The sequence below is a fragment of the Candidatus Margulisiibacteriota bacterium genome (assembly GCA_041650855.1).
Lineage (GTDB): Bacteria > Margulisbacteria > WOR-1 > O2-12-FULL-45-9 > XYB2-FULL-48-7 > JALOPZ01.
In genome coordinates this window covers 416,955-441,995 of the sequence record JBAZKJ010000002.1, presented here as the reverse complement: position 1 = coordinate 441,995, position 25,041 = coordinate 416,955, and the positions used below count along the sequence as shown (strand labels likewise).

Annotated in this window: 23 protein-coding genes; all 23 read right to left on the bottom strand. The window is 58.6% G+C overall.

All coding sequences use genetic code 11. From position 1 onward, the window contains the following. Positions 1–8: 8 nt before the first annotated feature. Genes WC529_07035 through pseB form a run of 23 tightly spaced genes read right to left on the bottom strand, consistent with a single transcriptional unit; the run spans position 9 to position 25,040 of the window. Positions 9–1,220, bottom strand: coding sequence for a glycosyltransferase family 4 protein (locus WC529_07035; protein MFA5114028.1), 1,212 nt, complete (start codon positions 1,218–1,220; stop codon positions 9–11). Beyond that, positions 1,217–3,379, bottom strand: coding sequence for a bi-domain-containing oxidoreductase (locus tag WC529_07030; GenBank protein ID MFA5114027.1), 2,163 nt, complete (start codon positions 3,377–3,379; stop codon positions 1,217–1,219). The genes WC529_07035 and WC529_07030 overlap by 4 nt, the downstream gene beginning before the upstream one ends. A 21-nt stretch (positions 3,380–3,400) precedes the next feature. Continuing rightward, the gene (locus WC529_07025; protein MFA5114026.1) at positions 3,401–4,363 is read right to left on the bottom strand and encodes a DUF362 domain-containing protein; all 963 of its coding nucleotides are present in this window, start codon (positions 4,361–4,363) and stop codon (positions 3,401–3,403) included. Position 4,364: 1 nt separating this feature from the next. Beyond that, a complete protein-coding gene (locus tag WC529_07020) occupies positions 4,365–5,468 on the bottom strand; it encodes a glycosyltransferase family 1 protein (GenBank protein ID MFA5114025.1) in 1,104 nt (367 codons plus the stop codon). Further along, entirely contained in the window at positions 5,465–6,325 is an 861-nt protein-coding gene (locus tag WC529_07015; protein ID MFA5114024.1) for a polysaccharide deacetylase family protein, read from the bottom strand. Before WC529_07015 ends, WC529_07020 begins: the two co-directional genes overlap by 4 nt. A gap of 3 nt (positions 6,326–6,328) precedes the next feature. Beyond that, on the bottom strand, positions 6,329–7,456 hold the full coding sequence (locus WC529_07010) for a GNAT family N-acetyltransferase (protein ID MFA5114023.1): 1,128 nt from the start codon (positions 7,454–7,456) through the stop codon (positions 6,329–6,331). A gap of 1 nt (position 7,457) precedes the next feature. Next, the gene (locus tag WC529_07005) at positions 7,458–8,639 is read right to left on the bottom strand and encodes a hypothetical protein (GenBank protein MFA5114022.1); all 1,182 of its coding nucleotides are present in this window, start codon (positions 8,637–8,639) and stop codon (positions 7,458–7,460) included. A 47-nt stretch (positions 8,640–8,686) separates the two neighbouring features. Continuing rightward, complete coding sequence (locus WC529_07000; protein ID MFA5114021.1) at positions 8,687–9,532, bottom strand: glycosyltransferase family 2 protein; 846 nt, start codon at positions 9,530–9,532, stop codon at positions 8,687–8,689. Positions 9,533–9,534: 2 nt separating this feature from the next. Beyond that, positions 9,535–10,665 (bottom strand): glycosyltransferase family 1 protein, encoded by a 1,131-nt coding sequence (locus tag WC529_06995; protein MFA5114020.1) that lies wholly within the window; start codon positions 10,663–10,665, stop codon positions 9,535–9,537. After that, positions 10,662–11,621 (bottom strand): GDP-mannose 4,6-dehydratase, encoded by a 960-nt coding sequence (locus tag WC529_06990; GenBank protein MFA5114019.1) that lies wholly within the window; start codon positions 11,619–11,621, stop codon positions 10,662–10,664. The genes WC529_06995 and WC529_06990 overlap by 4 nt, the downstream gene beginning before the upstream one ends. Continuing rightward, positions 11,618–12,160: an acyltransferase gene (locus WC529_06985; GenBank protein MFA5114018.1), complete on the bottom strand. Its 543-nt coding sequence runs from the start codon at positions 12,158–12,160 to the stop codon at positions 11,618–11,620. Before WC529_06985 ends, WC529_06990 begins: the two co-directional genes overlap by 4 nt. A 25-nt stretch (positions 12,161–12,185) precedes the next feature. Next, a complete protein-coding gene (locus tag WC529_06980) occupies positions 12,186–13,808 on the bottom strand; it encodes a hypothetical protein (protein ID MFA5114017.1) in 1,623 nt (540 codons plus the stop codon). Next, the gene (locus WC529_06975) at positions 13,796–15,295 is read right to left on the bottom strand and encodes an oligosaccharide flippase family protein (GenBank protein MFA5114016.1); all 1,500 of its coding nucleotides are present in this window, start codon (positions 15,293–15,295) and stop codon (positions 13,796–13,798) included. Before WC529_06975 ends, WC529_06980 begins: the two co-directional genes overlap by 13 nt. After that, positions 15,285–16,622, bottom strand: coding sequence for a CDP-glycerol glycerophosphotransferase family protein (locus tag WC529_06970; GenBank protein MFA5114015.1), 1,338 nt, complete (start codon positions 16,620–16,622; stop codon positions 15,285–15,287). Before WC529_06970 ends, WC529_06975 begins: the two co-directional genes overlap by 11 nt. Next, positions 16,615–17,706 (bottom strand): GNAT family N-acetyltransferase, encoded by a 1,092-nt coding sequence (locus WC529_06965; GenBank protein MFA5114014.1) that lies wholly within the window; start codon positions 17,704–17,706, stop codon positions 16,615–16,617. Before WC529_06965 ends, WC529_06970 begins: the two co-directional genes overlap by 8 nt. 3 nt (positions 17,707–17,709) lie before the next feature. Continuing rightward, complete coding sequence (gene pseI, locus WC529_06960) at positions 17,710–18,762, bottom strand: pseudaminic acid synthase (GenBank protein ID MFA5114013.1); 1,053 nt, start codon at positions 18,760–18,762, stop codon at positions 17,710–17,712. A gap of 1 nt (position 18,763) precedes the next feature. Further along, positions 18,764–19,225 carry a GNAT family N-acetyltransferase gene (locus tag WC529_06955; protein ID MFA5114012.1) on the bottom strand — a complete coding sequence of 154 codons (462 nt, stop codon included), beginning with the start codon at positions 19,223–19,225 and terminating at the stop codon, positions 18,764–18,766. Then, positions 19,212–19,973 carry a TIM barrel protein gene (locus tag WC529_06950; GenBank protein ID MFA5114011.1) on the bottom strand — a complete coding sequence of 254 codons (762 nt, stop codon included), beginning with the start codon at positions 19,971–19,973 and terminating at the stop codon, positions 19,212–19,214. The genes WC529_06955 and WC529_06950 overlap by 14 nt, the downstream gene beginning before the upstream one ends. Further along, a complete protein-coding gene (locus WC529_06945; GenBank protein MFA5114010.1) occupies positions 19,974–21,281 on the bottom strand; it encodes an aminotransferase class III-fold pyridoxal phosphate-dependent enzyme in 1,308 nt (435 codons plus the stop codon). Then, positions 21,274–22,053, bottom strand: a complete 780-nt coding sequence (locus WC529_06940; GenBank protein ID MFA5114009.1) for a glycosyltransferase family protein — start codon at positions 22,051–22,053, stop codon at positions 21,274–21,276. Before WC529_06940 ends, WC529_06945 begins: the two co-directional genes overlap by 8 nt. After that, on the bottom strand, positions 22,043–22,918 hold the full coding sequence (locus WC529_06935; protein ID MFA5114008.1) for an aldo/keto reductase: 876 nt from the start codon (positions 22,916–22,918) through the stop codon (positions 22,043–22,045). The genes WC529_06940 and WC529_06935 overlap by 11 nt, the downstream gene beginning before the upstream one ends. Next, positions 22,915–24,039 carry a UDP-4-amino-4,6-dideoxy-N-acetyl-beta-L-altrosamine transaminase gene (gene pseC, locus WC529_06930; GenBank protein MFA5114007.1) on the bottom strand — a complete coding sequence of 375 codons (1,125 nt, stop codon included), beginning with the start codon at positions 24,037–24,039 and terminating at the stop codon, positions 22,915–22,917. Before pseC ends, WC529_06935 begins: the two co-directional genes overlap by 4 nt. A gap of 2 nt (positions 24,040–24,041) precedes the next feature. After that, positions 24,042–25,040 (bottom strand): UDP-N-acetylglucosamine 4,6-dehydratase (inverting), encoded by a 999-nt coding sequence (gene pseB, locus WC529_06925; protein MFA5114006.1) that lies wholly within the window; start codon positions 25,038–25,040, stop codon positions 24,042–24,044. Position 25,041 lies beyond the last annotated feature (1 nt).

Here is a 25,041-nt window from a genome sequence, read left to right as displayed (position 1 = left end):
ACCCCTCCTTAAAGATCGCGAAACAGTTCTTCGTACGCCTGGACGCAGGCCTGGCGGGAAAAGAGCTTCTCCGCCGCCCGGCGCCCGTTACTCCCCATCTGCCGCCGGGACCGCTCATCATTGTACAGACTGACGATCGCCTCGGCCAGCGCCGCCGGTTCGCCCGCCGCCACCGCCACGCCGCAGCCGTTCTCCGCGATGATCTTCGGCGCGTCGCCGACCAGCGGCAGGCTGGCAACGACCGGGATGCCGGCCGCCATCACGGAAAGCAGTTTGCCGGGCACCACCGGGGTGACCAGCGTCTTATCGAGCACTACCAGCGAGAGCGCGGAAGCGTGCAGCACTTGCGGATACAGGGCGACCGGCTGGGTTGGGATGAAGCGGACATTGTTCAGGCCAAGCTCAGCGGTCAACTTCTCCAGCTCCGGTTTCTTGGTCCCGTCGCCGACCATGATGAACAAGATGTCCGGTTTGTCCCGCAGCCGTTCCGCCGCCCTGATCACCACTTCCAATCCCTGGGCGAAACCCATGACGCCGGCGAACGAGACGACGAATTTATCTTTCAAGCCGTATTGTCGGGCAAAGGGATTGTCCTTGTCCCCCGGTTTGATCAGGTCGACGTCGACCCAGTTATAAATGACCCGGACCTTTTGCGCCGCGGCCCCGTGGTTGACCAGATATTCCTTGTTCCCTGCGGAATGGACCGTCAAGGCGGCGGACCGCCGGTAAATGAACCGTTCCATCATTTGGGACACCTTGATCAGCAAACGGCTCTTGAGCAGGCCGAGATCGATGACCGTTTGCGGGTAAAGGTCCTGGATGTTGACCACGACCGGACAGCGCTTGATCTTGCCGAGCCAGTAGCCGGCGATGCCGAGCGGCAGCGGCGGCGAATAGACCAGAATGACATCGAACCGGCCGAGAAAAAGCCCGCCCCAAAAGAAAGTCAACCCAAGAAGAAAATGCTCCAGTCCGCGAACTACCGGTATGTCCCTGGCGAGCGGGGGAGTCTGATAACGGTAAACCTGAACACCGGAAATAGTTTCTCGAGAAGGTATCTTGCCCAAATCGACCCCGTCGGCGACGTTATATTTCGGCAGCCGGGTGATCACCGAGACTTCGTGCCCGTTCTTGACCAGCGACTCGGACAGTTCAAAAAAGAGCGTCGAGCACGACTTGGTCTCGGGCGGGAACGATTCCGACAGGATCAGGATCTTCATGCCGGCCCCGCCTCGACCTTTTCCGGTTGGCCGCTCCTGATCGCCGCTTCGATCGCGAACGTCGCCGCGGTGGCGTTCCAGTATTCCCGGAAGCCGACCGGCGCGCGGCCGCTTTTGACCGCGGCGCAGAAAGCCCGGAATTCCGCTTCGTAACCGCGGTCCAGGCTCAGGAACGACTTCTTGGTCGCCTGGCCGTTCTTGGCGTGGAAGAGCGACTTAAAATTATCGATCACGCAAACCGCGTTGCCGCTGAACAGTTCGAGCCGCTCGCGCGGCAGCAGCCGGTCGCCCTGGGACGCGTAGAGGAGCGAAGCGACCGAACCGTCGGCCAGCCGCAGGCTGATGACCATGTTATCCTCGCCCTTCTCCGCCGTCGCGCTCGCCTGGACGCTCACGATCAGCGAACCGGTCAGCGCCTGGATCAGGTCGAGAAAATGGCAGACCTCGCCAACCACCCGCCCGCCCCCTTCGGCGGCGTCGTGGACCCAGCTTTCTTTCGGCACGAAACCGGCGTTGACCCGGCAGTTGATCACCATATTGCCCGGCTTACCCAGCAATTCGCCGGCTTTTACGGTCAGCGGCGCGAAACGCCGGTTAAAGCCGACCATCAGGATCGCGCCGTTCTTGGCGGCCGCCGCCTTGTAGGCCGCGGTTATTTCGTCCAGCTCAGCCTGGTTCAGCGCCAGCGGCTTCTCCACAAAGACATGTTTTCCCGCCCGCAGGGAGTCGATGACCATTTTGGCGTGCAGATTATGGCGCGTGGCAACGATGACCGCGTTGACGCTCTTGTCCGCCAGCAGCGCCTGGTAATCGGTCGCGCAATAAGCAAAGCCGTATTTCCGGCCGGTGTGCTCCGCCTTGAACCCTTCGGCATCGACGACCGCGACCAGGTTGGCTGCGCGCAGCGACTTTAAGGCCGGCAAGATGCTCGTATTGGAATGCAAACCGGCGCCGATCAGACCGAGGTTGACCGCGTCGGCCGGCCGCGCCGCCGCCGCGGTTATCGGTAATGAGACCTTCCCCGTCGCTGGTTTTTCCGCTCCGTAGCTCAAAAGCACTCCCAGATAAGGAGCGGTCCCTTTCAGGATCATCTCGTATGCCTGCAGCGCGTCGTCGATCGGGAAACGGTGCGAGATCAACTCCTTGACCCGGACCTTCCCGGCGGCAATGAGATCGAGAAAACAAGCCATGTTCCGCTGGGTTGTCCAGCGGACCAGCGGCAAGGGATAATCGATCCCCTTTGACTCGTAGAGCGGATCGAACTTGCCCGGGCCGGTCGCCCGCGACACGATGACCGACAGCTCTTTCTTGAAAAACTCCTGGCGCGGCACGTCAAGCGAGATCATGCCGCAGGCGACGATCCGCCCGTGTTCGCGGCTGATCTCGGCCGCCAGTTCGATCGGTTTGTTGTCCTGGGAACCGGCCATGATGATCACCGCGTCCGCCCCGAGCCCGCCGGTGAATTCGTTGACCTGCTCCGCGACGTCGTCGCGGCCGATCAGCGCCGTCCGGTCGCAGCCGAACTGCTTCGCCATCTCCGCTTTCGCCTGGCTGATGTCGATCCCGATCACCTGGCAGCCGAACGCTTTAAGCATCTGGACCGTTAACTGGCCGAGTAAACCTAACCCGACGACCGCGACTTTCTCGCCGAACGTCAGGTTGGCGACGCGGATCGCGTTGAGCGCGATCGAGCCAAGCCCGACAAAAGCCGCCTCTTCGCACGAGACCCCCTCCGGGACCGGCACGAACATGTTCTTGGTGATATAGCTCTGTTCCGAATGCGTGGCGTAGCCGTCGCCGAAACAGGCGATCCGGTCGCCCGGCTTGACGGCGGTGATCCCCTCGCCAACCCCGGTCACAACGCCGGCGGAGCTGTAACCGAGCGTGACCGGCGAATCGAGCCGGCTCATCGCCGCTTTATAAGTGTCCATCAGGCCGTCCACCTTGATCTTGCTGATGACCTGCTTGACCAGGTCGGGCCGAGCCAGCGCTTTGCCGATATAACCTTTCTTGGCCAGGGAGATCATCAGTTTTTCCGTGCCGACGCTGACCAGCGAGTTGACCGTCCGGAAAACGACGCCGCCCGGCCGCAGCAGCGGGTCCGGCACCTCGGCCAGCATTAATTCGCCCGATTTATAGTTCTGGATCAACTGCTTCATCTTCGCTCCCCTTCCTTAATGTTATTCACTGATCGGTTTTTGCCGGAACGTGTACATGATCTTATGGAGCAGGTCAGAGACCGGCGATTCGTAAAAAGTGTAATTGATCACGGGGTGGAGCCAGGCCGACAGCGCCAGGTAACTCCAGATGTCACGCTTTAAGTAAAAGCGGTCGGAGACGAACCGGCCGATAGCCTGGTTCAGCTCGATCTCCTCCAGCCGCGGGACCAGTTTATTCTTATAAGCCAGGTAATAATGCCTGATCTGCCGGAGGTCGACCTTCATCAGCCGGGACGCCACCAGGTCGGCGGCCTCAAAGCTGTCCGACGCCAGGACCCAGCCGAGATCGAAAGCGTCGCCGACCATCGGCCCGCTCCGCGTCAGGCCGTAGGTCCCGTCGATGATCGTGTATTTGTTCTTGATCGCCCGGTTGATCGCGAAGATCGCTTCGTTAAAGACCGGGTGATAGCGGAGCCGCATCACGTTGGGGACGCACCCCCACTGGTTCTTGTAAGAGAGGCTGATCTGGGTCATGGCGTGGACCTTGGGGACCGGCAGGGTAATAAAGCCTTCGATCTCGTCGGTCAAGAGCCGCGGGATCTCCACCTTGAACTCCCGGCCGAATTTATTGATCGTCAGGAAGCCGAACGGGAGCTGGGAAAGGTTCACAACCCGGATCCCGTACTTCTTTTCGTAGTCGTAAAGCCCGTAATCGTGGAAAGCGTCCTTGACCGCGTAAGAATTGTAGCCGCCGTCGGATTCGCCGACGATGATCCGGCAACCGTATTCCTTAAGGAGCACGATCAGCGTCTCGAGCAGCGCCGGCGTGGTCGTGACCCCCGGCTTGAACTTCGGGTAGGTCAGGTTCGGCTTGAGGAAGACGAGCCGTCCGGCCAGGCCTTTATCCAGCCCGGTCCAGACCGCGGCCGCCCGTAACTTAGCCGGCAATTGGCCGGCGATCTCGTCAATAAATACTTTTGCCACGCTAACTAAGCTCCTTAAATACCGCCAGCAAGCGCCTGGCGGTTTGGCTCCAGCGGAATTGTCCCGCGCGCTCTTTCCCCCGGGCGATCAGTTCCTTTTGCAGCTTTTCGTCGGTCAATACCCGGGTGATCTTCCCGGCCAGGTCGGCCGGATCATGGGGGTCAAAAAGCAGTCCGGCCTCCCCGACGATCTCCGGCAGGCAGGTCGCGTCAGCCGCCAGGACCGGGAGCCCGGATGCCATCGCTTCCACGACCGTCAAGCCGAAACTTTCGACCAGCGACGGCAATATAAATATACCACCCTGACGGTAATAGTCAATCAGGGCTCGCCCCTTTTGCTCGCCGGTAAAAACGACCTTAGCCGACGCCGCTTTGTGCCGGCTAAGGAGCTCCGCCTGATACCCGGGCGCGACCCGGCCGACCAGGACCAAACGGTGCGCTGCTTGCAGCGCCGGGCTTAACAAGGCGTACGCTTGCAGCAGTAATTCGTAATTTTTCCGTTTGGAGATATTTGAGACCGACAGGATGTAACCGGGCCGGGCGTCCGGCGCCGGCTTGGCGGACGCAAAGTATTCTGCCGCGACCCCCAGATTGATGGTCACCGCTTTTTTTAACGGTTTTCCCAAACGGCGCTCGACCAGGGCGCGGGAATGAGCGGAAGAAAAGACCACCCGGGCGGCTATCTTGATCGACAGCTTGCCCAGCCAGAATAAAAGCCGGTTACGAGTCTGCCTGACCCGCCCTTCATTGCGGAAATAATGGAACGGGTCAATGTTCTGGATCCAGAGCACTTGCCGGCAGGGCGCAAAAAATGAGGCCAGGTTCGCCGGGCTTAAAAGAACGTCTACCCGATTCCGCCGGATCAAGAAAGGGAGCTGCAACTGTTCCCTGAACAACCTGACCAGGATATTTGGCGACCTGAAGCCGACCACCGTCAGGTTGCGGCTGCTCGTGACCGCGCCGGTGATCTCTATCTGCAACTGCGCCGGAACAAAAACGAGATATTCGTTCTCCCGGTCTTCTGTCAGCAAGCCGGCCGTCAGTTCGCGGGCGAAAGAGACTCCGCCGCCGATCTGGGCCGAGAGAAAGTTAAGCGCGATCTTCATTTCCGCAACATCCCTTTTAGCAAGTGCACCGCTTCCAGCCAATCATAACCGCCCCAGAGCTTCAGCTTGAACTCGAACAGACTGTCATCATAATCGACCCGGAGACGGCGCAGCGCGTAGATATCATCTTTCCCGGAATGCCGCCCCCAGATGGTAGAACAAGCAGCAGCATAGCCGGCCTTTTGCACCAGTTCCTTGATCGTCCGGGTACATTCCCGGGCTTGTCCATAAGGATAAGCAAAGAACCGCACCTGAATGCCCAGTTTCTTCTCGATCGCCTCTTTTGAGCCTTGAAGCTCCTGGAGGGCCTCCGCCCGGCTTAAGGCGGACATTTTCCGGTGCGTAATGCCGTGAGAGCCGATCTCGATCGCCTTATCCCTCACTAGTTGTTTAAGCATCTCCCAGTTCATGATCTTGCCTTTATACCCTTTTTCGGCCCGCTCCCAATCACCGGCGCTGCCAATATGCCGAGTGGGTAAAAAGGTTATTCCCCTGATCCCCGCTTGGCAGAACCGTGGGGAGACATGCGCAAAAACGCCCTCATAACCGTCGTCAAAGGTCAGCACTACTAACGGTTTTTGCGGACGATAGGTGCCGTTAAGATAGTCCAAGGCCTGATCCAAGCCCGTAATTTCATAGCAGCGGCGCAGGTATTCGACCTGCCGCTGGAAACGCGCCAACGGAACATTGTCGGCGTAAAGCAGCTCTTTTTCCGCGACCCCGTGATACATGAGAATAAGCACTTTTTTCCGGCGCAGTAACAATTGCTGCAGGAAAACGGCAGACAAAAAGGCCAGGCCGGAATACAAATACAAGCAAGCCGCCAGGTTCTTCACCGTTCTTTTAATCATGTCCATCCTTTAATAAATGTCAAAATCACCAAAGGTCAAATACCAGTCGTTCAGATCATGCGTCTGGGCGGCATCCAGCAGACCGCCGTGATTGCGGATGATGATCGGAAAAGGGCCGGACTTGAAGCGGTCCGGACAGCGCCGGAAACCGGCAAGGGCCAGATATTTTTCCAGGCTGGAGTTGGGCGTAACCAGGCAAGCGACTATCTCCTTGTTCATTTGCCGGAACATTTTCTCCGCCGCCTCGAGCAGTTTACCGGCGACGGCTTTTTGCCCCTCGCCTTCCGCCAGCAACATGTCTACGATGATCCCCATTACGCCGTTCAGCCGTTCGCTTTGCGCCAGGACAACATAACCGGCCAACCGGCCAGGCTCTTCCGCGACCAATATTTTATAAGGCTCACCGGGTTTGTCCAGGTAGCGCCAGCGCAAGTATTCGGCATCCCTGATCCCGGCATTGATGAACTGGCCTTGCGCTCTCGCCCAGAGGTCGTCAAAGCGCCGATCGATCTCGGCGGTACTCCGGATGTTCAAGCCCGGGCACGGTTTCACGGGCCGGGCGAAAAAAACTACCTTCAGCAGCAGGGAGATGAGCGGCGAAAACAGGTTTAAAACCAGCTTTAACGGCTGCCGGCGAAAGACCGCTGGCAATAACTGCTTGATCCCCTGGACCTTGACCATCAAGACCATCTTCCCAATGTCCGCGAAAGCCATTTTCGTGACGGTCCCCCGATAGGCCTTCTCGTTCGGACTGCCGTAAGAAAAGGCGATCCCCAAGCGCGCACATTCGTCAAAAGCTTCTTCCGCCAGCAAGACGTGGACCCCCTGGCCGCGATGGTCGGAGCGGGTCAAGGTGTTCAGGGCGATCGAGCCAAGCATCTCCTTCCCTCTCAGGCGGAACCGCAGCGGCATCAGCACATATTGGCCGATCAGCTCGCCTTGCGACTTGGCCAGCTGGATGAGCGCTTTCCCGGCCGGATTTTTCTGGTATTCCCAAGTGAAATACTCCTGCGTCCAGCGGTCGTCGTCCTGATGTTCCTGTTGCCACATCCGGAGCATCGCCTGGTCATCGGCCGGCTGGTACGGGTGCGCCTCCCATTTATACCGTCTGGCCAGCAGCTTCTTCAGTTTTTCCATTTCAGGCCGCATTATTATTATCCTGCTCCTTTAAAGCCACGCCGAACAAGATGAAGATCAGCCAGTTGAGCGGGAATGATTCCGTAATGATCCCGGTCATTGAAGTGACTAAGATCAAAGGGACCGTCAAGATGATGGTCGGGTTGATCCCGCTCATTTTATTCCGCCAGGCAAAAAGGAAGCGGTTCAGCATAAAAACGATAAAAGCTACCAGGAAAACAAGCCCGACCTGTGATAAGGCCGAGGCATAAAACGAATCGGCGATAAGGATATCCTCGTCCCCGGTCATGCCCGGAACGATGTTATACGTTTGGATCGTCGCCGCCGCGTTGCTCCCGATGCCGAGGCCTTTGCCGATCGCCATCTCCTTTATCCCGAAAGTTGAGATCATCTCAACGAAGATGCTCAAGCGGGTGCTCCCCGATTCCGAAATGATCTGGTTGCGCCCGGTCAATAAGGGGAGATTACTGAACGCGACCAAAGGGATGATCAAGATGACCGGAACCAGCATGTATTTGATCAAGACATCGACCCGGGCGTAAACCAGGAAATACACTACGGCGATCACCGCCAGGCTGACCAGCCCGCCGCCTGAAGCCGCAAACAAAATAAAGACTATCGATAACAGATAAAAGACCCAGGTCCGGATCTTGACCTTATTATGGCGGGCCAGATCATCCCCCATTTGCAGGCAAAGCACGTAACAAATGAACGCCGCAAAAGCGCCCGGCGCCGTAAAAGTGCCGAAGACGCGCGAACCAAAGAGCGCCGGCATCCCGTAAAAAAAGCTCCGCTGGACCAGGGCGACCGCAAATTCCAACAGACAAACGGCGAACAAGACGTTCTTGATCCGACGGAACGACGGCAGGTCAAAAAAACGGTAACTAACGAACACCAAAATGAACGGGGAAAAGACCCGCACCCCGACGATCGCCATCATCGGCTCATAAAAATACGTACTGGCGGCGGACAAGAGCAGCAAGCCCATGAGCAGCCATAGCCAGGCGTTCTCTACCAGCTTGCGCCTGGCGACTAACAGGTCAATCATAAAAAGGACGGCGATTATCCCGAGCACCAGGTCTTTGATGATCTTGATCAAAACCATCGGGCCGGAGCTCATAATGCCGCTGAAGCCGGGGAAAGATGTCAAGAGCTCCTGCCAACCGAAGATCGGGGTTAGCATGAATATAATCAGAATTAAACCATTAACGATCGATCTGATGGTGATCTTCACGGCGTTTTATCCCGGAAATATTTTTTCTTGATCATGCTGGCCAGGAACCAAATGCCATCGCCCTGCGCGATGAATGAGCCGATCTTTACTATCCTTAACAAGATTTTCAAGAGCACCGGCCGCCAACCGGATTCTTTGGCCCCGTATTTCGCGAATATCCTTGCCCGGTCCTTTAAATGGATCCCGCCGCTGAGAATGAACGTCTTGGAAAGTTCATGGACCCGAAAAACGGCCAGCTGATCGTTGAGCTTGCCGAACCGGCCGCCGGCAAAAGCGAATTTGGTTATCAGGTCGTTATCCATCCCTTGCGTCAGTGCCGGGTCAACCCCCCCGACCCTGTCATATATGGCGCGCGTCCAGAACGCCGACAGTTGGTAAAAAGCGAAATAACCGTAGAGCAGCCCGTAGCCCATTAAACAGGGGATCGGCCGCATCACCCTTCTTTCATCATAGATCTTCCCGGCGCCATCCATCAATAAGAGATTTCCATAGATGACGTCGATATCCCGGTGCCGGTTATAATATTGCGCGACTTTGTGCAATGTCCCCGGCGGGTAAGTATCATCGCTATTTAACCAGGCCAGGATCTCCCCCTTGGCGCGCTGGAACCCTTTCCTGATCGCGTCCGACTGCCCCTCATCCCGTTCGCTGACCCAATAGGCGATCCGCTTTTCATATTTTTTGATGATCTCGACGCTGTTGTCGGTCGAGCCGCCGTCCATAATGATGAATTCCAGGTTCGGGTAGCCCTGCTCCAGGACGGATAAAATGGTTTTCTCCAGATACTGCCCCTGGTTGTATGACGGGGTCACGATCGAGATCCTGGGAAATGATTGATCCATGACTACGCCAATGCCTCCCGATAAACTTCTTTAGTTTGGGCCGCAGTCTTGTCCCAGGAGAACTTCTTTAACCGCTCATAACCTTTCGCTACCAGAGCGGCCCGTTTAGCCTGATCGCCGATGACCGCGGTAACCGCCTTAAGCAGGTCCGCGCCGCTTTTCGGCTCAAAATATTCCGCCGCCTCACCCGCCACTTCCGGCAAGGAACTGGCATTGCTGAGGACCACGGGACAGCCGCAGCTGAAGGCTTCCAGCACGGGTAAGCCAAAACCTTCATACAATGAAGGAAAAACAAAGGCTAAAGCGTTCTGGTATAAATAAGCCAAGGTGACGTCACTATCAATGTAAAAACCTCTGACCCGCCCATGCAACCCCAGCTCAACCAACAAGCGCTCCTCTTGCTGAGTAAAGGCCGGACCGGCGCAGACCAGCAGCAGATCCGGATCGGCCAGTAGTAAAGGCCTGATCGCGCGCACCAAAAGCTCATAATTCTTGTAAGCCTGGCGATTGCCGACGTACAGTAAGTATTTGGGCGGGACCCGCCGGCTGATCGCCGGCCCAACCGCAACCCGGCCGCCGCCCAGGGAACTGGCGAGGTGCACGACCGTGACCTTGTCCGGAGCGACGTTCAAGACCCTGACCAGGTCTTTTTTCGTTTGCTCGGAGATCGCGATGATCCGGCGCGCTTGCTCGATCAACCGCCGTTTCCGGGCGGCCAAAGGATGATGCGGGGCGAAATATTCCGGATAAAGCTCGTGGATCAGGTCATGAACGGTCAGGACAAAAGGTTTATTGCCCAAAGCGCTCAAAAAATAATCGTCGTAATAAGTCGGGTGAAAAAGGTCGTAATCGCCTTGGCGCAATCGTTTTAGCGAATTAGCCTGATTCAGCCAGCCGAACAGCCTGGCCTTGCCGCGAAAATCGCGTCCGCCCAAAAAACCGCTGGCAAAAGAGAACCGCCCGCCGCCTACCGTCCGCAGCGCTTTTAAGTGTTCATTATCGCTGTAAACCAGCGCCAATTCGCTGGTTACTTGCCGATCAACAGCGAAAGACCGGAGCAGTTCGCAGAAATACCGCGAAACGCCGCCGTAACGGTGCTCGGTAAATATCTGGTGATCGTATAAAACTTTCATTTTGCCGACCAATAATCGAGGATGTCCCGCAATGACCGGCGCAGATCGTATTGCGGCCGCCAGCCGGTCTCTTTGGCGATCTTTTGATTGGCACCGACGATCATTTTGATCTCATTGGGCCGGATCAAGGCCCGGTCCACCTTGGTCACGACCTCGATCCCCAGCAGCTCGGCCAGCAGCGCGACCAGGTCGCGCAGGCTGTGCCCCTGGGCGCTGCAGATATTGTAAAGCTGCCCCTTGGTCCCCTGGCGGAACAGTCCGTGATAGGCCCGGACAACGTCGCGCACGTCGCAGAAATCGCGGACCACGTCGAGGTCGCCCGTCACCAGCTCGCACTTATGAAGACCGCGCTTTTTCGCCTCGACCAGCTGTTTAGCGAAGGAAGCGACCACGAACGTCTCCCGCTGTCCCGGCCCGATGTGATTGAACGAGCGGGTCATGATAATGTCCAGGCCGTAGCCGTCGACGAACAACCGCGACAGCATCTCCTGCGAGACCCGCGCCACGGCGTAAGGGCTGGCCGGGCGGAGCGGGCTTTCTTCGGTGAGCGGGAGCTCGTTTTCCGCCACCTGGCCGTATTCATCGGAGGAGCCGACCGAAATGATCCGGCAATCCAGGCCGAGCTTGTGGACCTGTTCCACCAGGTTGAGAAAGATATTGGTGTTGTGCTGAAAACTGAGGATCGGATTTTGCCAGCTGAAAGCGACGCTGCTGAAGGAAGCCAGGTGGAGGATCCGGTCGGGCCGGAACCGCGCGAGCAGTTCCCTAAGCCCGGCGTTATTCAGCAGATCGAGCGGCGCGTATTCGATCTTTAACCCCGGATAACCGGCAAATGCCGGATCGGGCGGCGCGATATCCACCCCCAGCACTTCGGCCTGCTCGCCCTGCCCGGCCAGATAAGCGATAAAATGCTGACTGACGAAACCGGAAAAACCGGTGACCAGGTATTTCGTCATAACTTCCTGATCTCCCGGGCCGGATTGCCGCCGACCACGGTATAGGCCGGGACGTCGCTCGTGACCACGCTGCCGGCGGCGACGACCGCTCCCTCGCCGATCGTCACCCCTTTGAGGATGATCGCGTTAAAACCGATCCACGCCTTATCTTTGATCACGATCGGCGCCCGTTTGACCTTGGCCCAGTCTTTCCGGCCTTTCGCCAGTTCCAGCACGTCGTTAGCCCGCTCCGACCAGTTGAGGGAATGGGAATTATGGTCAATAATCTGCCCCCCCCAGGCGATCATGACGTCGCTGCCGATCTCGATCCGGTCGGCGCAGATCAGTTTGGCGCCGCCGATGTAACAGCGATCGCCGACCGTGATGCCGGCGCCTGATCTTTCCAGGTAAAATTCTCCCTGGACCAGGCAATCGCTCCCGATCGTCAGTCGGCAGTCGGCTTGCGCGTGGACGGCCCGAAAAACGATGGTCGACCGCAATCCGAGAGAAACTGTCCGGCCCAGCTTTCTGGCCGCCGACCACTCCGCGATCCTTATCAAAATTGCTTTAATAAATCCCATATCTTTACTCCCACAACCCCTTTTCGCCTAAGATAAACGAGCAGATCGCGTCCAGGCTGGCGTTGGCGCCCGGCTGCAGCTCGGCGACCGAACGGTATTTGAGCAGGACCGGATTATGGACCCGCAAATGCTGGGCAAAGAACGGGAAATCGATCATGTAACGGAAAAAGAAAGTGTAAGCGTAGCGCCGGGCCGTTTCGACCGCCTGCGCCGGCTTGATCAGTTCCCGGCCGTCGCAGAGCGCCGCCAGCGCCGCGGCGAATTCTTTTTGGTCGCGCGCGTCGATCGTCAGCCCCTTGTTCTTATAATGCGTCTTGCCGGCAACGATGACCGGCTTCCCCTTGCAGGCGGCTTCCAGGCCGGTGATCGAGGTGTTGACCAGCACGCCGTCGGCCAGTTCCATGATCATGTACGAGCTGGTCGGCTCCTCGGGGCCGATCACCACGACGTTCGGCGGCAGTTGGGGATATTCCCGCGCCAGGAAATCGGCCACCTTTTCGCGCGAGGCCAGATGCCGCGGTTTCAGCTCGGCCGGATGGACGCGGATGAACAGCAGCGTGTCGGGCCGCGCGCCGATCTGGCCGATCACCGCCTTAAGCCAGTCAAAAATGCTGGGGAACGACTCGTCGCAGCCGACGACCGCGCTGTCCCACAGGACATTGGTGAACAGGGCCAGGACCCGGCGGTATTTCCGGACGTTATACTTGGCCAGGAACTCCGGCCGGTTAAAATCTGGCTTGTCCCATAATTTGATCTCCGACCGTTTGCCGTACATTCGCTCGTCCAGGTAATCGTCCAGCACCTTGTTCTCGGCCGCCGTCAAAGGTTTGTCTCGCCATTTTTCCCAGGCCTTATCGATCGGGAACCAGACGACCGGCGTCGTGTCGCTGAAGACCAACCGATCGATGAGATAACCGCGTTCGTAAGTAATGTGCCTGATCCCCCGTTTCTTGGCGTGTTCGACCAGGAGCATCCCGGGATAAAAAAGACCGTTGATCACCACGACGACGTCCGGCCGGTATTCGTCGAGCAAGCGGGCCTGCGCCCAGTGAATCAGGAGCGCGGAGATCAGGAGCCGCCGGTAGGCGGCGTAATACTCCGCCGTCGGCTGTTCCCGGCCGATCCGGAGATAATGCAGGAGCGACGCCTTGATGACGTCGTCGAACCTGAGCCCTTCGTAAACGAAATCCTTCAAGCGGTCGTCTTCGGCCGGCAGCAGGGCGGCCGCCTTTAAAGCGTCGTCTTGATTAACATATTTGCTGGCCAGGAACGGCCGGTAACCGGCCGCCGCAAAAAGCGCCGCGCTCTTCTGGGAACAATTCCGGCAGATCGCGGGAGTATCGCTGTCGATCAGCCGAAGCTCGCACATCGGTAATGGGAGATCGCAGAGAAAATTGCGGCATTCGTGCCCCCTGCCCTCCAGCGCTTTCATCAAGGTCAGTTCCCAAGTCAGCGCGACTTCGAAATAACCGAGCGGAAAGAACAAGACCTTTTTCCCGCCCTGAACAGGGGCCGGCCGGCGCCGCCTGAATATCTTTTTGACCTGGCCGATCAGGCGCCGCCGCCCGAGTAAACCGGAAACCGTTTCCCGCAACCGTTCCTTGAGGCTTAATTTCACCTTTTCCATGCTAAACCCCACAACAGCGCCCGTTCCTGCCGGTCAATAAGCAGGTAAACCGAGAGATAAGCGGCGTACAGAAAGACGGCAAAGAAAAAGAGCTGGCCGAGCGAAGTGAACGCGAACCACTGTTTGCATAAGACGGTCAGGAAAAAGAACGAACCGGCCAAAAGATACGGGCCAAGAACGACTTGCCGGAGAAAACCGGCCAGGCCGATCTTGAACAGTTTCGTGAACAGTCCGATATAGATGATCTGGCAGATAATGTAAGCCAGCACTGTTCCAGCCACCAGGCCGCCGATCCCCCACTGCCGGATGGTCAAAAGGGTAATAAGCAAATTAAGGACCGCGCCGAGGACGGAGATATTGAGCAGCTCCCTGACCCGGTTCATGCCGACCATCATCGTGCTGCCGACGCCGGTCAAAACCGTCAACAAGCAATGCGACAGATAGAACCGGGTCAAGAGCGCGTAAGCGGCGTATTCCGGGCCGACCCAGATCCCGAGGAACTCACCGGCCAGGGCCATGAAGAAAACGAGCGCCGGCAGGGTCAGGAGAGCGGCATATTTGGTCGCCTTCAGGAAAAGCAGGCGGAGCCGGTCCTCGTCGCCGGCCGCGTCCAGGTGCGAAGCGAACGGGATCAGCGCTTGGTTCATCAGCGACATGATGGTCAATACGATCATATGGACCTTGTTGATGATGTCGAAATTGGTCATGACCGCCATCGTCAGGAAAGCGGCGATCAGGATCTTTTGCGTGTTGTTGAAGATCAGGCCGACGATACGGGAGACGATCAGCTTGCCCCCCATGTTGAACAGCTGCTGCAGGATCCCGAACTGGAAAGCGAACGGATTGAGCGTATACTCCGGCAGTAGCCGAACCGCCGCGCAGAGGTAACAGAGCGCGGTCAAAAGCGACATCGCGAGCGACGCGCCGACCATCAGCCAGAGACCGTTGGCATAGGTGAGCAGGAAATAGATCAAGAGCGCGTTAACGATGGAAGTGCCGATCGTCGCCCCGCGCAGGATATCATAACGCTTCAACCCTTCGACGACCGCGGAAAAACCCATCAGCGGAAATTGAAAAAGGAAGCTGAGCGCGATCAGGTTAACGAGGACGCGGACCGCCGGCAGGTATTGGAGCGGCACGTTGAACCACTTATCGAGAAAGAGCCCGTTGATCAAAAGCAAGATGACCCCGGCGACCACCCCCATGGCCAGGAAGAAAAAAATGACCGAATTGACCAGGTGGTTCAATTTTTCTTTCTCGCCCCGGGCGTGGTACTCGGCGACGTACTTAACGGCCGACCCCTGCATTCCCAGGTCTAGGAGGGAGAAGTAGCCGCTGGCCGAAAAGATGCTCAAAAAGACCCAGATGCCGTACTGGTCGGTGCCTAACCGCCGCAAGATGAGCGGGGTTAAAGCGAACGAGAGGATGAAACCGAACGCCAGGTTAACGATATTTATTATAGTACTGTTGACGATCTTATCTTTCACGATGGTACTCCGCCGCCAGCCCGGCGATCCGGGCCAGGACCCGTTCGCTGACGTGCCCGTCGGGCTGGAAAAAGAAAACCTCGGTCAGCTTCCGCCGTTCCCGCTTCAGTTCGGGCGTCAGAACAGATTTAAAACCGTTGTTAACGTGCGTTTCCAGCCGACGCCGAAAGTCGTCACGGCTAATTGCGACCTCGATCCCCCGGTTCTCGTCAAAGGGGATCAGGTCTTGCTTCGATTCCGGCGCCTTTCCCCAGTAAGTATAGATCAGCGGTTTGGCCGTCAACATCGCTTCCAGCATGGCGGTCGAATGAAAACCGACGGTCAGGTCCGCCTGCACGATCAGGTCGTTCGACAGCGCGGCGCCCGTGACCAGGCGGACGTTCGCCGCGTTGGCCGCGGCGATCTGCGCCCGAACCTGCTCGAGGTTCCGCGCCTGCGGGTGGACCTTGAAGATAATGTTGATCTGCGGCGCCCGCCGGGCAAGTTCGCATAGTTCGGCGTGGATATCGGCCAGCAAGGCGTCCCAGTTATAACCGCGGTCGAACATCTCTTTCTTAATGTAGTTGTCGCTCTCAAAGTCAAAATAAAGAATGGTCTTTTTCTCCGGGTCAAGATCGAGTTCCCGGAAAAGTTTGCCGCGCTCCGCCCACCGCTCCGGCTGGTTCCAAAAATCGGACCTGGGCTGGCCGACGACCGTGATCCCGGCCGGATCGGGAAAACCGGAGCGCCGGTAATACTCTTTCTGCCGCTCGCTCCAGACCAGGACGTAGTCGCAGATCGGCGGCATATAGCGCTTGATCAGTTCCGCCTGCGTTTCGTAAAAGAGCGGCGAGATCGTCCCCTCTTTATCTAGTACGATGAACGGCAAGCCGACCGCCTTGCAGGCCGCCACAAATTCGCGGATCCAAAAAAACTGGTCGGACGGCGAAACAAAGACGAGCCGGGGCCGTCGTTTTTTTAGCGTCCGCAAAACGCCGACGAGCAGCGCGCGAAGCGCGGCTTTCCCCGCCGCCAGCGCGGGATCGACATAACCGTAGAAATCGCTGGCCGAATCGGGCAAGTAGCAGCGGGCCAGCGCGTAGAGGTCGTTGGGCGCGATCGTTTGGATAACGGCCGCGTCAGGCCGCCCGTTCAGCGCGTGCCGCAGCGCGGCGATATCCTGGTCAAAATGGTGGTTAATGATCAGGATCGGCAGCCGGCCGTCTTTGCCGCTGCTCCCCGCCAGCAGAGCGCGCAAGATCTTCCAGGCCAGATATTTTTCTTTCAGCTTCAGCCGCCGGGCCGGGCCGGCGATTAGGCCGCGGACGGCTCCCGTTAAACTACTCATGATCAGCCACCCGGAAATATTCGCGCTTGTTTAAAACCGCCCTGACCGCCCGGGTGATCTGGGCGCGCAGGAAAGAGAGCGGCGCCAGCGGCTTTTCCACCTCGAACAGCAAAATATTGTCGCCGCCAAAACCCGCCTTAAAAGTGGAGATACTGAGCGATTTGCGGTCGGCCGTCCGGTAGAGGCTGGAATAATCCTGAAAACCAAGGTCGTAACACTTATCGCCCCGCTTTTTCAGGTCGAGCATGATCTGCCAGTGCAGGTAGTGGCTCGGCTCCAGCGCGGCGTACGCCGGCTCCAGCGCGCCGGAATAATAATAAGCGGCGACGCCGTAGCGGAGGATAAAGGCGTAGTCGACGATCTTCCCTTCCGTCTTGATGACGTAGAGGAGCGCCAGCCCCCGCTCGATCAGTTCCTGACGAAAATTAAAGGTCGGGAAATCGCCGAGCGCCCCCTGATAACCGCCGCGCTTGCAGACTTTGACGCAAGCGTCGTAGAAATCTTTCATGATCGCCGGCGTGAGATTGCTTTGATCATAACAGGCAAATTCCAGTTTCTGCTTTTCCGCTCTCTTGACCAGGTACCTGGTCCCCTTTTTCAGGTTGTTCCACAGCTCCGCTTCCGGCTTGGTCAGGTCGACGCAGCGGTGGAGCATAAAGGAAGCGTTCAAATAACCGTTAGGCAACAGGTCGCAAAGGAGGTTGCGCTCGGTTCCGGCCAGCGCCCCCGCCGAGAGGTGCGTCGCCTGAAGCGCTATTCTTTTCGCCCGATCTTGAACGGCCAAACGTTCAACCTCGGCGACCAGCGCGGCCATGACCCCCCTTTTCTCCCGGTAATTGAGCGCCGGCGACAGGAGCGGCCCGGCCGGTTCAATGCTTTGCAGCGAGCGGCCGAGCAGGTAAAGCGGCAGCTGGGCCAGGACCCGGCCGTTCTCCACGATCAGGAACGAGCGGTTCCGCGCTCCGTACAGCGCGACAAAAGCAAAGACCAGTTCGCTTAGATGATACGCCCAGGCCCCCTCGTGCCGGCGTGCCGCTTCGTCCCACAGTTTTACGTTATCCGGCGTTAATTTGACGATCTCCATGTTCTAGCGGATGATCCCCCAGCTGACCGGCGTCCCTCTTTTGACCGCCTTTTTCAGCTTTTTGCCGATCAGCTTATCGTAATATTTCGGCGGCAATCCCAAACCGGGCCGGATCGCCCGCATGTTCTCCGGCGACAGTTTCTCGCCGGCCTGAAGGTCTTTAACGATGTAGAGCGAGCGGCGGAACTTGAGCGAGCCTTTTTCCGCCGCGGTCGAGCCGTACTTGACCGCACCTAAAGACAACCGCGCCCGTTCCGTTTCGGCGACCAGCGCTTTCAGCTCCGCCGGTTCCAGAGAAAACGCCGCGTCGACCCCGCCGTCGGCCCGCGCGAGGGTAAAATGCTTTTCCACGACCACCGCGCCGAGCACCACGCCGGCCAGTGCCGCCCCGATCCCCAAAGTATGGTCGGAAAGGCCGACCTGGCAGCCGAAACGCTTTTGCAGGTCGGGGATCGTGAGCAGATTCGAGTTCTCCGGCGAGGCCGGATAAGTGCTGGTGCACTTAAGAAGGACGATCTTATTATTCCCCGCTTTTCTGGCCGCGCCGACCGCTTCCGCGATCTCCCGCTCCGTTGCCAAGCCGGTCGACATGATCAGCGGCTTGCCGGTCGCCGCCGCTTTTTTGATCAGCGGCAGGTCGACCAGTTCGAACGAGGCGATCTTGTAACACGGGACTTTAAGCTTTTCCAGAAAAGCGACGGCGGTGGCGTCGAACGGCGAACTGAAACCGATCATCCCCAATTTGCGGCAGCGGTCAAAGATCGGCTTGTGCCATTCCCACGGGGTCGCCGCCTGGCGATAAAGGTCAAAAAGCGACTTCCCCCGCCAGAGGCTCTTTTTGTCCCTGATCGAAAAGGCGCCGCCGGTCAGGTCGAGCGTCATTGTTTCGGCGGTGTAGGTCTGGATCTTTAGGGCGTGCGCTCCGGCCTTGGCCGCCGCGTCGACGATTGCCAGCGCCCGGGCCAGCGAATGGTTATGATTACCGGACATTTCGGCGATAATGAACGGCGGCTGGTCCGGTCCGATCCGGCGCCGGCCGATATTAATGTTTCTCATGTTACCCCCTTAACCCCAGGACCAGGACCGTACCCTGCCCGGCGTCTTCATAAGCGAACAGTCGGGTAAATCCGGCTTTTTCAAAAACCTTGACCGAGGCCGGATTCGACTCTTTCGCCCGGGCGATCAGGCTGCAGCCGGCCATTGCCCGGCAGCCTTGCGCGATCAGCGGCGCGCCAAAGCCTTTTCCCCGCTGCGCCGGCGCCAGATTGATGCTGACTTCAGCAAAGCTGGTTCCCAGCAGGTCAAACCGGAGCAGGCCGATCTTTTCCCCGCGTTCGCTTTCGGCGATCAATAACCGGCGCCGCGGATCGCTGAACGCGCCGGCGAACCATTTCTCGTGCTCGGCCGCGCCGACCGGCGCCTGGTTAAAACTGACCTTGACCGTGGCCGGGTCGTTCCGCCAGTTCAGGATATCGGCGCTGTCCGCCGGGACCGCTTTTCTCAGTTTAATTGTTGTCATATTCCTTCAACCGGGCGATATCCTGTTCATAGTCGCGCAGGTCGCCGGGCGAACTCTTGTCCGTCTCCACCGTGACCAGCGCGTCCGCCGGTAAAAGCCGGAGGAGCGCCGGAAAATCAAAGTTACCCTGCCCGATGTGGCTGTGGCTGTCCAGTACGCCGTGCCGGTCGCCGTCGGTCAGATGGAACATCGCCGGCTTTAACCGGAGGAATTCCCGCAAGAACGCCAAAGGTTCCTGCCGCTGGGCGTTGGCCGCACAGATCGCGTGGCCGATATCGAGACAAAAGCCGACGCCGGCCCCGTCCATGACCAGCTTGATCTCCGCCGGGGTAGTCCCGTTGCAAATCAGGTCATCGTCGAGCGCGTGATACGGCTTATTCTCGATCAGGATCCGGCGGTCTTTGATCAGCGCCAGCTGGCGGGTGGTTTCCTTGATCTCGCCGGCGATCCCGGGATGGACGATGATCTTATCCGCCATCAACCGGTCGGCGAACTGCTGCGCTTCCCTGATCAGCGTCAGATTTTTCGCCGCCTGCTCTTTTTTGGCCAGGTTCATTCCGCCGCGAAAGTGCGGCGCGTGGATAACGTAAGGGACCTTTAATCCGGCCCACAGGGTGCCGTATTCCTCATAAGAGGCCGGGACGGTATACAGTTCGACGTACTGGCAAACCCCGGCCCGCAAAAGCCGCTCCGCTTCCTGGCGGTAATTCGCGTTGGTCGACCATAATTTAAGACCGAAACGATACATTCAGTTCAACCTTTTAAAGCCGGAATGGCAGACCGGCCCTTTCAGACAATCGGTCGGGTCGCCTTTTTTCAGCGCCGCGCCGATCGCCGCGAACGCTTCGTCGACCGCCTGTAAATATTGCCCGACTTGTTCCGCCTGATGGGCGTAAGAAGCGTAAAGCGCGTTCGCGGCCAGGAAACCTCTCTCCAGCATCAGCTGGGTGAACAAAGTCTTTAAGACCAGCGGTTTTTCATATTTGAAGTCAAAATGGGCGAGCGGCGCGATGCCGGAAACGTGAATATCCAGCCCGCGGCGCTGCGCCGCCTTCTGCCAGCCCTGCTGGACGGCCTCGCCGGTCCGGACCAGATGCTCGTGGACCTTTTTCGCCCGGAACTTCTTGATCGTCGCCAGCGCCGCGGCCGGCCCCAGCCGTTCGGTCCAATAAGTGCTGCTGATAAAAGTATCCTGCGCCGCCTGCATCGTTTTTTTCGTCCCGATGATCGCCGCCATCGGCACGCCGTTGCTGATCGCCTTGGCAAAGACCGCAATGTCCGGAGTGACGCTCAGCAGCAGATGGGCGCCGCCGGCCGTCAAACGGAAACCGGCCGTGATCTCGTCAAAGACCAGGACGATCCCTTTTTCCCGAGTGACTTTTCTGATCGTTTCGTAAAAGCCGGGCTGCGGCGGATCGTTGCGCGGCGTTTCCATGACGACCACGCCGATGTTCGGGTTCGCGGCAAGCGCTTTATGAAAACCGGCCAGATCGTTATAAAGGAACGTCAACGCCGTCCCTTTTAATTGACGGTGAACGCCGGCCGGCTGCAGACCGGGCAGCAGATGACCATCGAGTGCCCGGTCGTCGCCAAGGTTGGCCGCCAGATACCAGTCGTGCCAGCCGTGATAACCGCAGAACAAAACGTCTTCCCTGCCCGCCTTGGCCCGGGCGATCCGGGTCGCGACCGCCATCGCCTCGCCGCCGGAACGCGCGTAGCGGACCATCTCCGCCCACGGGTGGAGCTCGATCAGCAGCTCGGCCAGTTCCACCTCTTCCGGCGCGTTCAAGGTCGTCATCGACCCCTTGTCCAGCGCGGTCTTGACGGCGGCGTCAACATCATCATCAGCGTAGCCGAGAATGCAGGCGCCGACCCCCATGATGCTCATGTCGAGATATTTGTTGCCGTCCAGGTCCCAGACCTCGCACCCCTTGGCCTTTTCGTAATAAGCCGGCCAGAGATCGGGCAGGAACATTTCCGGCCGTTTGGAAAGCAACTGGGTGCCGCCCGGGATCAGCGTTTTCGCCTTTTTGTACAGCGCCTGCGACTTACCCATTACCTATCACCTTGTCCTCTCTTAATGATTTGGCCATCCCTTCGTTCCGGTTGATATGGTGGTTCAACTGCTCGATCGCCGGTTGTGCCCGTAACAAGTCGAGCACCGCCGCCATGCCGAACAACGGGTCTTGTTTGTATAGCTGCCGATAGATCTCCCGGACAAAAGCGAGATCTTCCGGGTTGTCGAGCGTCCAGCGTTTGGCGGACAGGTCGACTTCGTTCTCCACCCCGGCCAGTTTAAACAGCTCCGGATGATTGCGAATGTACGGGGTCACGTGCTCCCGCTCGGAAGTCAGCCGCGCGTTAAGCCACGCCTTTTTCAAGGTTTCCAGGCTGAACACCTCAACATCTTCACCGTCCGGATAAGTCTCGCGCAGGACATTGGCGGTATAATCCGCTTTGGCCTGCAGATGGCGGCTAATGACCAGGTCGATGACCGCCGGGTCCATCAGCGGGCAATCCGAAGTGATCCGGACGATATGGTCCGCGCCAAAGAGGAGCACCGCCTGGTAAAACCGGTCGAGGACGTCATTTTCCGAACCGCAATAAGACCTGATCCCCAGCCCGGCGCACAGCTCGACGATCGTCTTGTCCAACTGGTTGACCGTGGTGGCCACGACCGTTTCGCCGATCAATTTACTCGCCTGGACGCGCCTGACGACATGCTCCAGGACAGTCTTCCCCTCCAGCTTGTTCAAGACCTTGCCGGGGAGCCTGGTCGATCCGGCCCGGGCTTGAATGATCGCCAGTATCCTTTGTTCAGCGGGCATCGCTTTTCTCCTTCGTCCAATTGAACGGCAAGATGATCGCTTCGTCGTCTTCTTGCAGATCCGCCAACTCCGGCAACTTACCGGCCTTCGAAGCTGTCCGTTCGGCAGCGACGATCTCCTGTAAGTTCGCCAAGCTGTCGACGCCGACGACCGCTTTGTCGACCGCCCCGTTCGCCAGGGCAAAACCGAGAGCGAGTTCCAGTAAGGATAATTTATGCCGCGCGGCCAGGTCGCGCAAGGCGGTCAGCTTCCCTTTCACGCCGTTAAAGTGCGCGGAGAGCGCGGCGACCGGCCGGAAAAACAAGCCCTGCAGAAAAAGGGAACGGACATGGACCTCGACGCCGGCTTTTTTCAGCCGGTCAAAATACCGGGCAAACCGGCGGTCGAACAGATTGTACGGCAGCTGGACCAGATCGATCCGCAGTCCGGCGGTTAACAGCTTTTCCAGTTCGGCCGGATAATAGAGCGAAAAACCGATCTTCCCGACCTTCCCTTCGGTCCGCAGCGCTTGCAATTTTTCCCAGACGGACGGATCGTTCTCGTAAGTCTTAAAGTCGTGCAGTAAAAAGCCGTAAAGCGCACCGGCCTGAAGCCTGGCCAGCGAAGCGGCCAGCGCCCGCGCCGGATCGGCCGCGTTTTTTTGCAGTTTGGAGATCAGCTGGAACCGGCGGCCGCCGCCGGCCAGGTAGCGGCCGAGCCGTTCTTCGCTGTCGCCGTAGGCGGCGGCGGTATCGAGCGTCGTGATCCCGCTCGCGGCTGCGAAGTCGAGAATTGCCGTGACTTCCCGATCCGGGACTTTACCCCGTTCGTTGTTGATCCCGTAGTCGAGCCCGAATTGGGCCGTGCCCAGGGCAAGCTTGCTCATAACACCTCTTTGACCGCCGCGATCACCGTTTTAACGTCGTCGTCGGTCATCTTGGGATAAAGCGGCAAGGTGATCGCCTGCTCATAGTAGCGCTCCGCTTGGGGACAGGCGCCCGCCTGGTAACCGAGCTTTTGGTAATACGGCTGCAAGTAGACCGGCAGATAATGGACGTTGACGCCAAGCCCCTTGGCCCGCAGCCGGTCGAAGATCGCCCGGCGGTCGCCGGAGAACCGGACCGGATAGAGGTGCCAGCTCGACCTGACCCCCGGTTTTTCCACCGGCAGCGTCAGGCCTTTCAGCCCGGCCAAGGCCTGGCCGTACTGCATAACGATCTCGCGCCGCCGGCTGACAAAACCGTCCAGTTTTTTCAGCTGGCTGAGGCCGAGCGCGCATTGGAAATCGGTGATCCGGTAATTGTAGCCGAGCGTTTGCATTTCGTAATACCAGGGGCCGTTATCCTTCTGCTCCAGCCGCGCGGCGTCGCGGGTGATGCCGTGGCTGCGGAACAATAACATTTTTTGGTAAAGCGCTTCGTCATTGGTCGTGACCATCCCTCCCTCGCCGGTGGTGATGTGCTTGACGGCGTGGAAGCTGAGGGCGGTCAGGTCCGAATATTGGCAGGCGCCGATCTTGCCCCCCTGGTATTCCGCGCCGAGGGCGTGGGCCGCGTCCTCGATCACCGTTAATTTATGCTGCCGGGCGATCTTTTGGACTTCCGCCAGATCGACGGGATGGCCGTTAAAATGGACGGGGATGACCGCTGTCGTCCGGGAATTCACTTTTTTCGCCAGCTCGGCCGGGTCAATGTTAACCGTATCGGACTGGACGTCGGCAAAGACCGGCTTACCGCCGCAATAGAGGACGCAGTTGGCGGAAGCGACGAAAGTGATCGGGGAAGTGATGACTTCGTCGCCGTTCTTGATCCCGGCGGCAAAACAGGCCGCGTGCAGAGCGGACGTGCCGGAATTGAGCGCGACCGCGTATTTGACGCCGCAATACTTGGCGACCGCCTGTTCGAACTCGCCGACCAGCGGCCCCTGCGTCAGGTAAGGCGACCGCAAAGCGTCGATCACGGCGGCCAGATCGTCATCGTCGAGCCATTGCGTGGCGTACGGGATCATCTTCAGGCCTCGATCATTTTCCGGAGCTGCGGGATAGTGAGCCACTGGCCGTTGTTATCGCTGCTGTAGGAAAAATTCTCCGGCACCGGTTTGCCGGCGGAGTGATTCTCCTTGCGCCACCAGTGGAAAGCCGGCTGGATGACGTAGCAATCTTCCAGTTCGACCGTATCGCGGGCGTCGTCGACCGAGATCATCACCTCGTGCAGTTTTTCGCCCGGCCGGATGCCGACCACTTTGGTCTTGCAGGCCGGGGCGATCGTTTTGGCCAGATCCATGATGTTCATACTCGGGATCTTGGGGACGAACAGCTCGCCGCCGCACATCCGCTCGATATTCTTGATGACGAACCGGACGCCCTGCTCCAGCGTGATCCAGAACCGGGTCATCCGCTCGTCGGTGATCGGCAAAACCCCTTCTTGGGCCTTGGCCTTGAAGAACGGCACGACGCTGCCGCGGCTGCCGACCACGTTGCCGTAGCGGACGACCGCGAACTTGGTGCCGGTCGCTCCGGAATAGGAATTGGCCGCCACGAACAGCTTGTCCGAACAAAGCTTGGTCGCGCCGTAGAGGTTGATCGGGTTGCAGGCCTTGTCGGTGCTCAGGGCGATGACCCGCTTGACCCGGCGCTCGATCGCCACGTCGATGATGTTCATCGCGCCGTTGATATTGGTCTTGATCGCTTCGGTCGGGTTGTACTCCATCGCCGGCACCTGCTTGAGGGCGGCGGCGTGGATGACGTAATCGACACCGTCAAAGGCCCGCATCAGCCGCTCCTTGTCGCGCACGTCGCCGATAAAATAGCGGATCCGGTCGGCGTGGTCGGCGAACTGCTGGGCCATTTCGAACTGCTTCAGCTCGTCGCGGCTGAACACGATCAGTTTTTTCGGCCGGTACTCGTCCAGCACGATCCGGCAGAACTTCTTGCCGAACGAACCGGTCCCCCCGGTCACCAGGATCACGGCGTCATTGAACGGATGCTTAGCAACGGTCTTCTTTTTCATT

What these genes read in the sequence shown, in the direction of transcription:
- WC529_07035 (MFA5114028.1), bottom strand. Translation starts at nt 1,220, where the DNA reads ATGAAGATCCTGATCCTGTCGGAATCGTTCCCGCCCGAGACCAAGTCG.
- WC529_07030 (MFA5114027.1), bottom strand. Translation starts at nt 3,379, where the DNA reads ATGAAGCAGTTGATCCAGAACTATAAATCGGGCGAATTAATGCTGGCC.
- WC529_07020 (MFA5114025.1), bottom strand. Translation starts at nt 5,468, where the DNA reads ATGAAGATCGCGCTTAACTTTCTCTCGGCCCAGATCGGCGGCGGAGTC.
- WC529_07015 (MFA5114024.1), bottom strand. Translation starts at nt 6,325, where the DNA reads ATGGACATGATTAAAAGAACGGTGAAGAACCTGGCGGCTTGCTTGTAT.
- WC529_07010 (MFA5114023.1), bottom strand. Translation starts at nt 7,456, where the DNA reads ATGGAAAAACTGAAGAAGCTGCTGGCCAGACGGTATAAATGGGAGGCG.
- WC529_07005 (MFA5114022.1), bottom strand. Translation starts at nt 8,639, where the DNA reads ATGCTAACCCCGATCTTCGGTTGGCAGGAGCTCTTGACATCTTTCCCC.
- WC529_07000 (MFA5114021.1), bottom strand. Translation starts at nt 9,532, where the DNA reads ATGGATCAATCATTTCCCAGGATCTCGATCGTGACCCCGTCATACAAC.
- WC529_06995 (MFA5114020.1), bottom strand. Translation starts at nt 10,665, where the DNA reads ATGAAAGTTTTATACGATCACCAGATATTTACCGAGCACCGTTACGGC.
- WC529_06990 (MFA5114019.1), bottom strand. Translation starts at nt 11,621, where the DNA reads ATGACGAAATACCTGGTCACCGGTTTTTCCGGTTTCGTCAGTCAGCAT.
- WC529_06980 (MFA5114017.1), bottom strand. Translation starts at nt 13,808, where the DNA reads ATGGAAAAGGTGAAATTAAGCCTCAAGGAACGGTTGCGGGAAACGGTT.
- WC529_06970 (MFA5114015.1), bottom strand. Translation starts at nt 16,622, where the DNA reads ATGAGTAGTTTAACGGGAGCCGTCCGCGGCCTAATCGCCGGCCCGGCC.
- WC529_06965 (MFA5114014.1), bottom strand. Translation starts at nt 17,706, where the DNA reads ATGGAGATCGTCAAATTAACGCCGGATAACGTAAAACTGTGGGACGAA.
- pseI (MFA5114013.1), bottom strand. Translation starts at nt 18,762, where the DNA reads ATGAGAAACATTAATATCGGCCGGCGCCGGATCGGACCGGACCAGCCG.
- WC529_06955 (MFA5114012.1), bottom strand. Translation starts at nt 19,225, where the DNA reads ATGACAACAATTAAACTGAGAAAAGCGGTCCCGGCGGACAGCGCCGAT.
- WC529_06950 (MFA5114011.1), bottom strand. Translation starts at nt 19,973, where the DNA reads ATGTATCGTTTCGGTCTTAAATTATGGTCGACCAACGCGAATTACCGC.
- WC529_06945 (MFA5114010.1), bottom strand. Translation starts at nt 21,281, where the DNA reads ATGGGTAAGTCGCAGGCGCTGTACAAAAAGGCGAAAACGCTGATCCCG.
- WC529_06940 (MFA5114009.1), bottom strand. Translation starts at nt 22,053, where the DNA reads ATGCCCGCTGAACAAAGGATACTGGCGATCATTCAAGCCCGGGCCGGA.
- WC529_06935 (MFA5114008.1), bottom strand. Translation starts at nt 22,918, where the DNA reads ATGAGCAAGCTTGCCCTGGGCACGGCCCAATTCGGGCTCGACTACGGG.
- pseC (MFA5114007.1), bottom strand. Translation starts at nt 24,039, where the DNA reads ATGATCCCGTACGCCACGCAATGGCTCGACGATGACGATCTGGCCGCC.
- pseB (MFA5114006.1), bottom strand. Translation starts at nt 25,040, where the DNA reads ATGAAAAAGAAGACCGTTGCTAAGCATCCGTTCAATGACGCCGTGATC.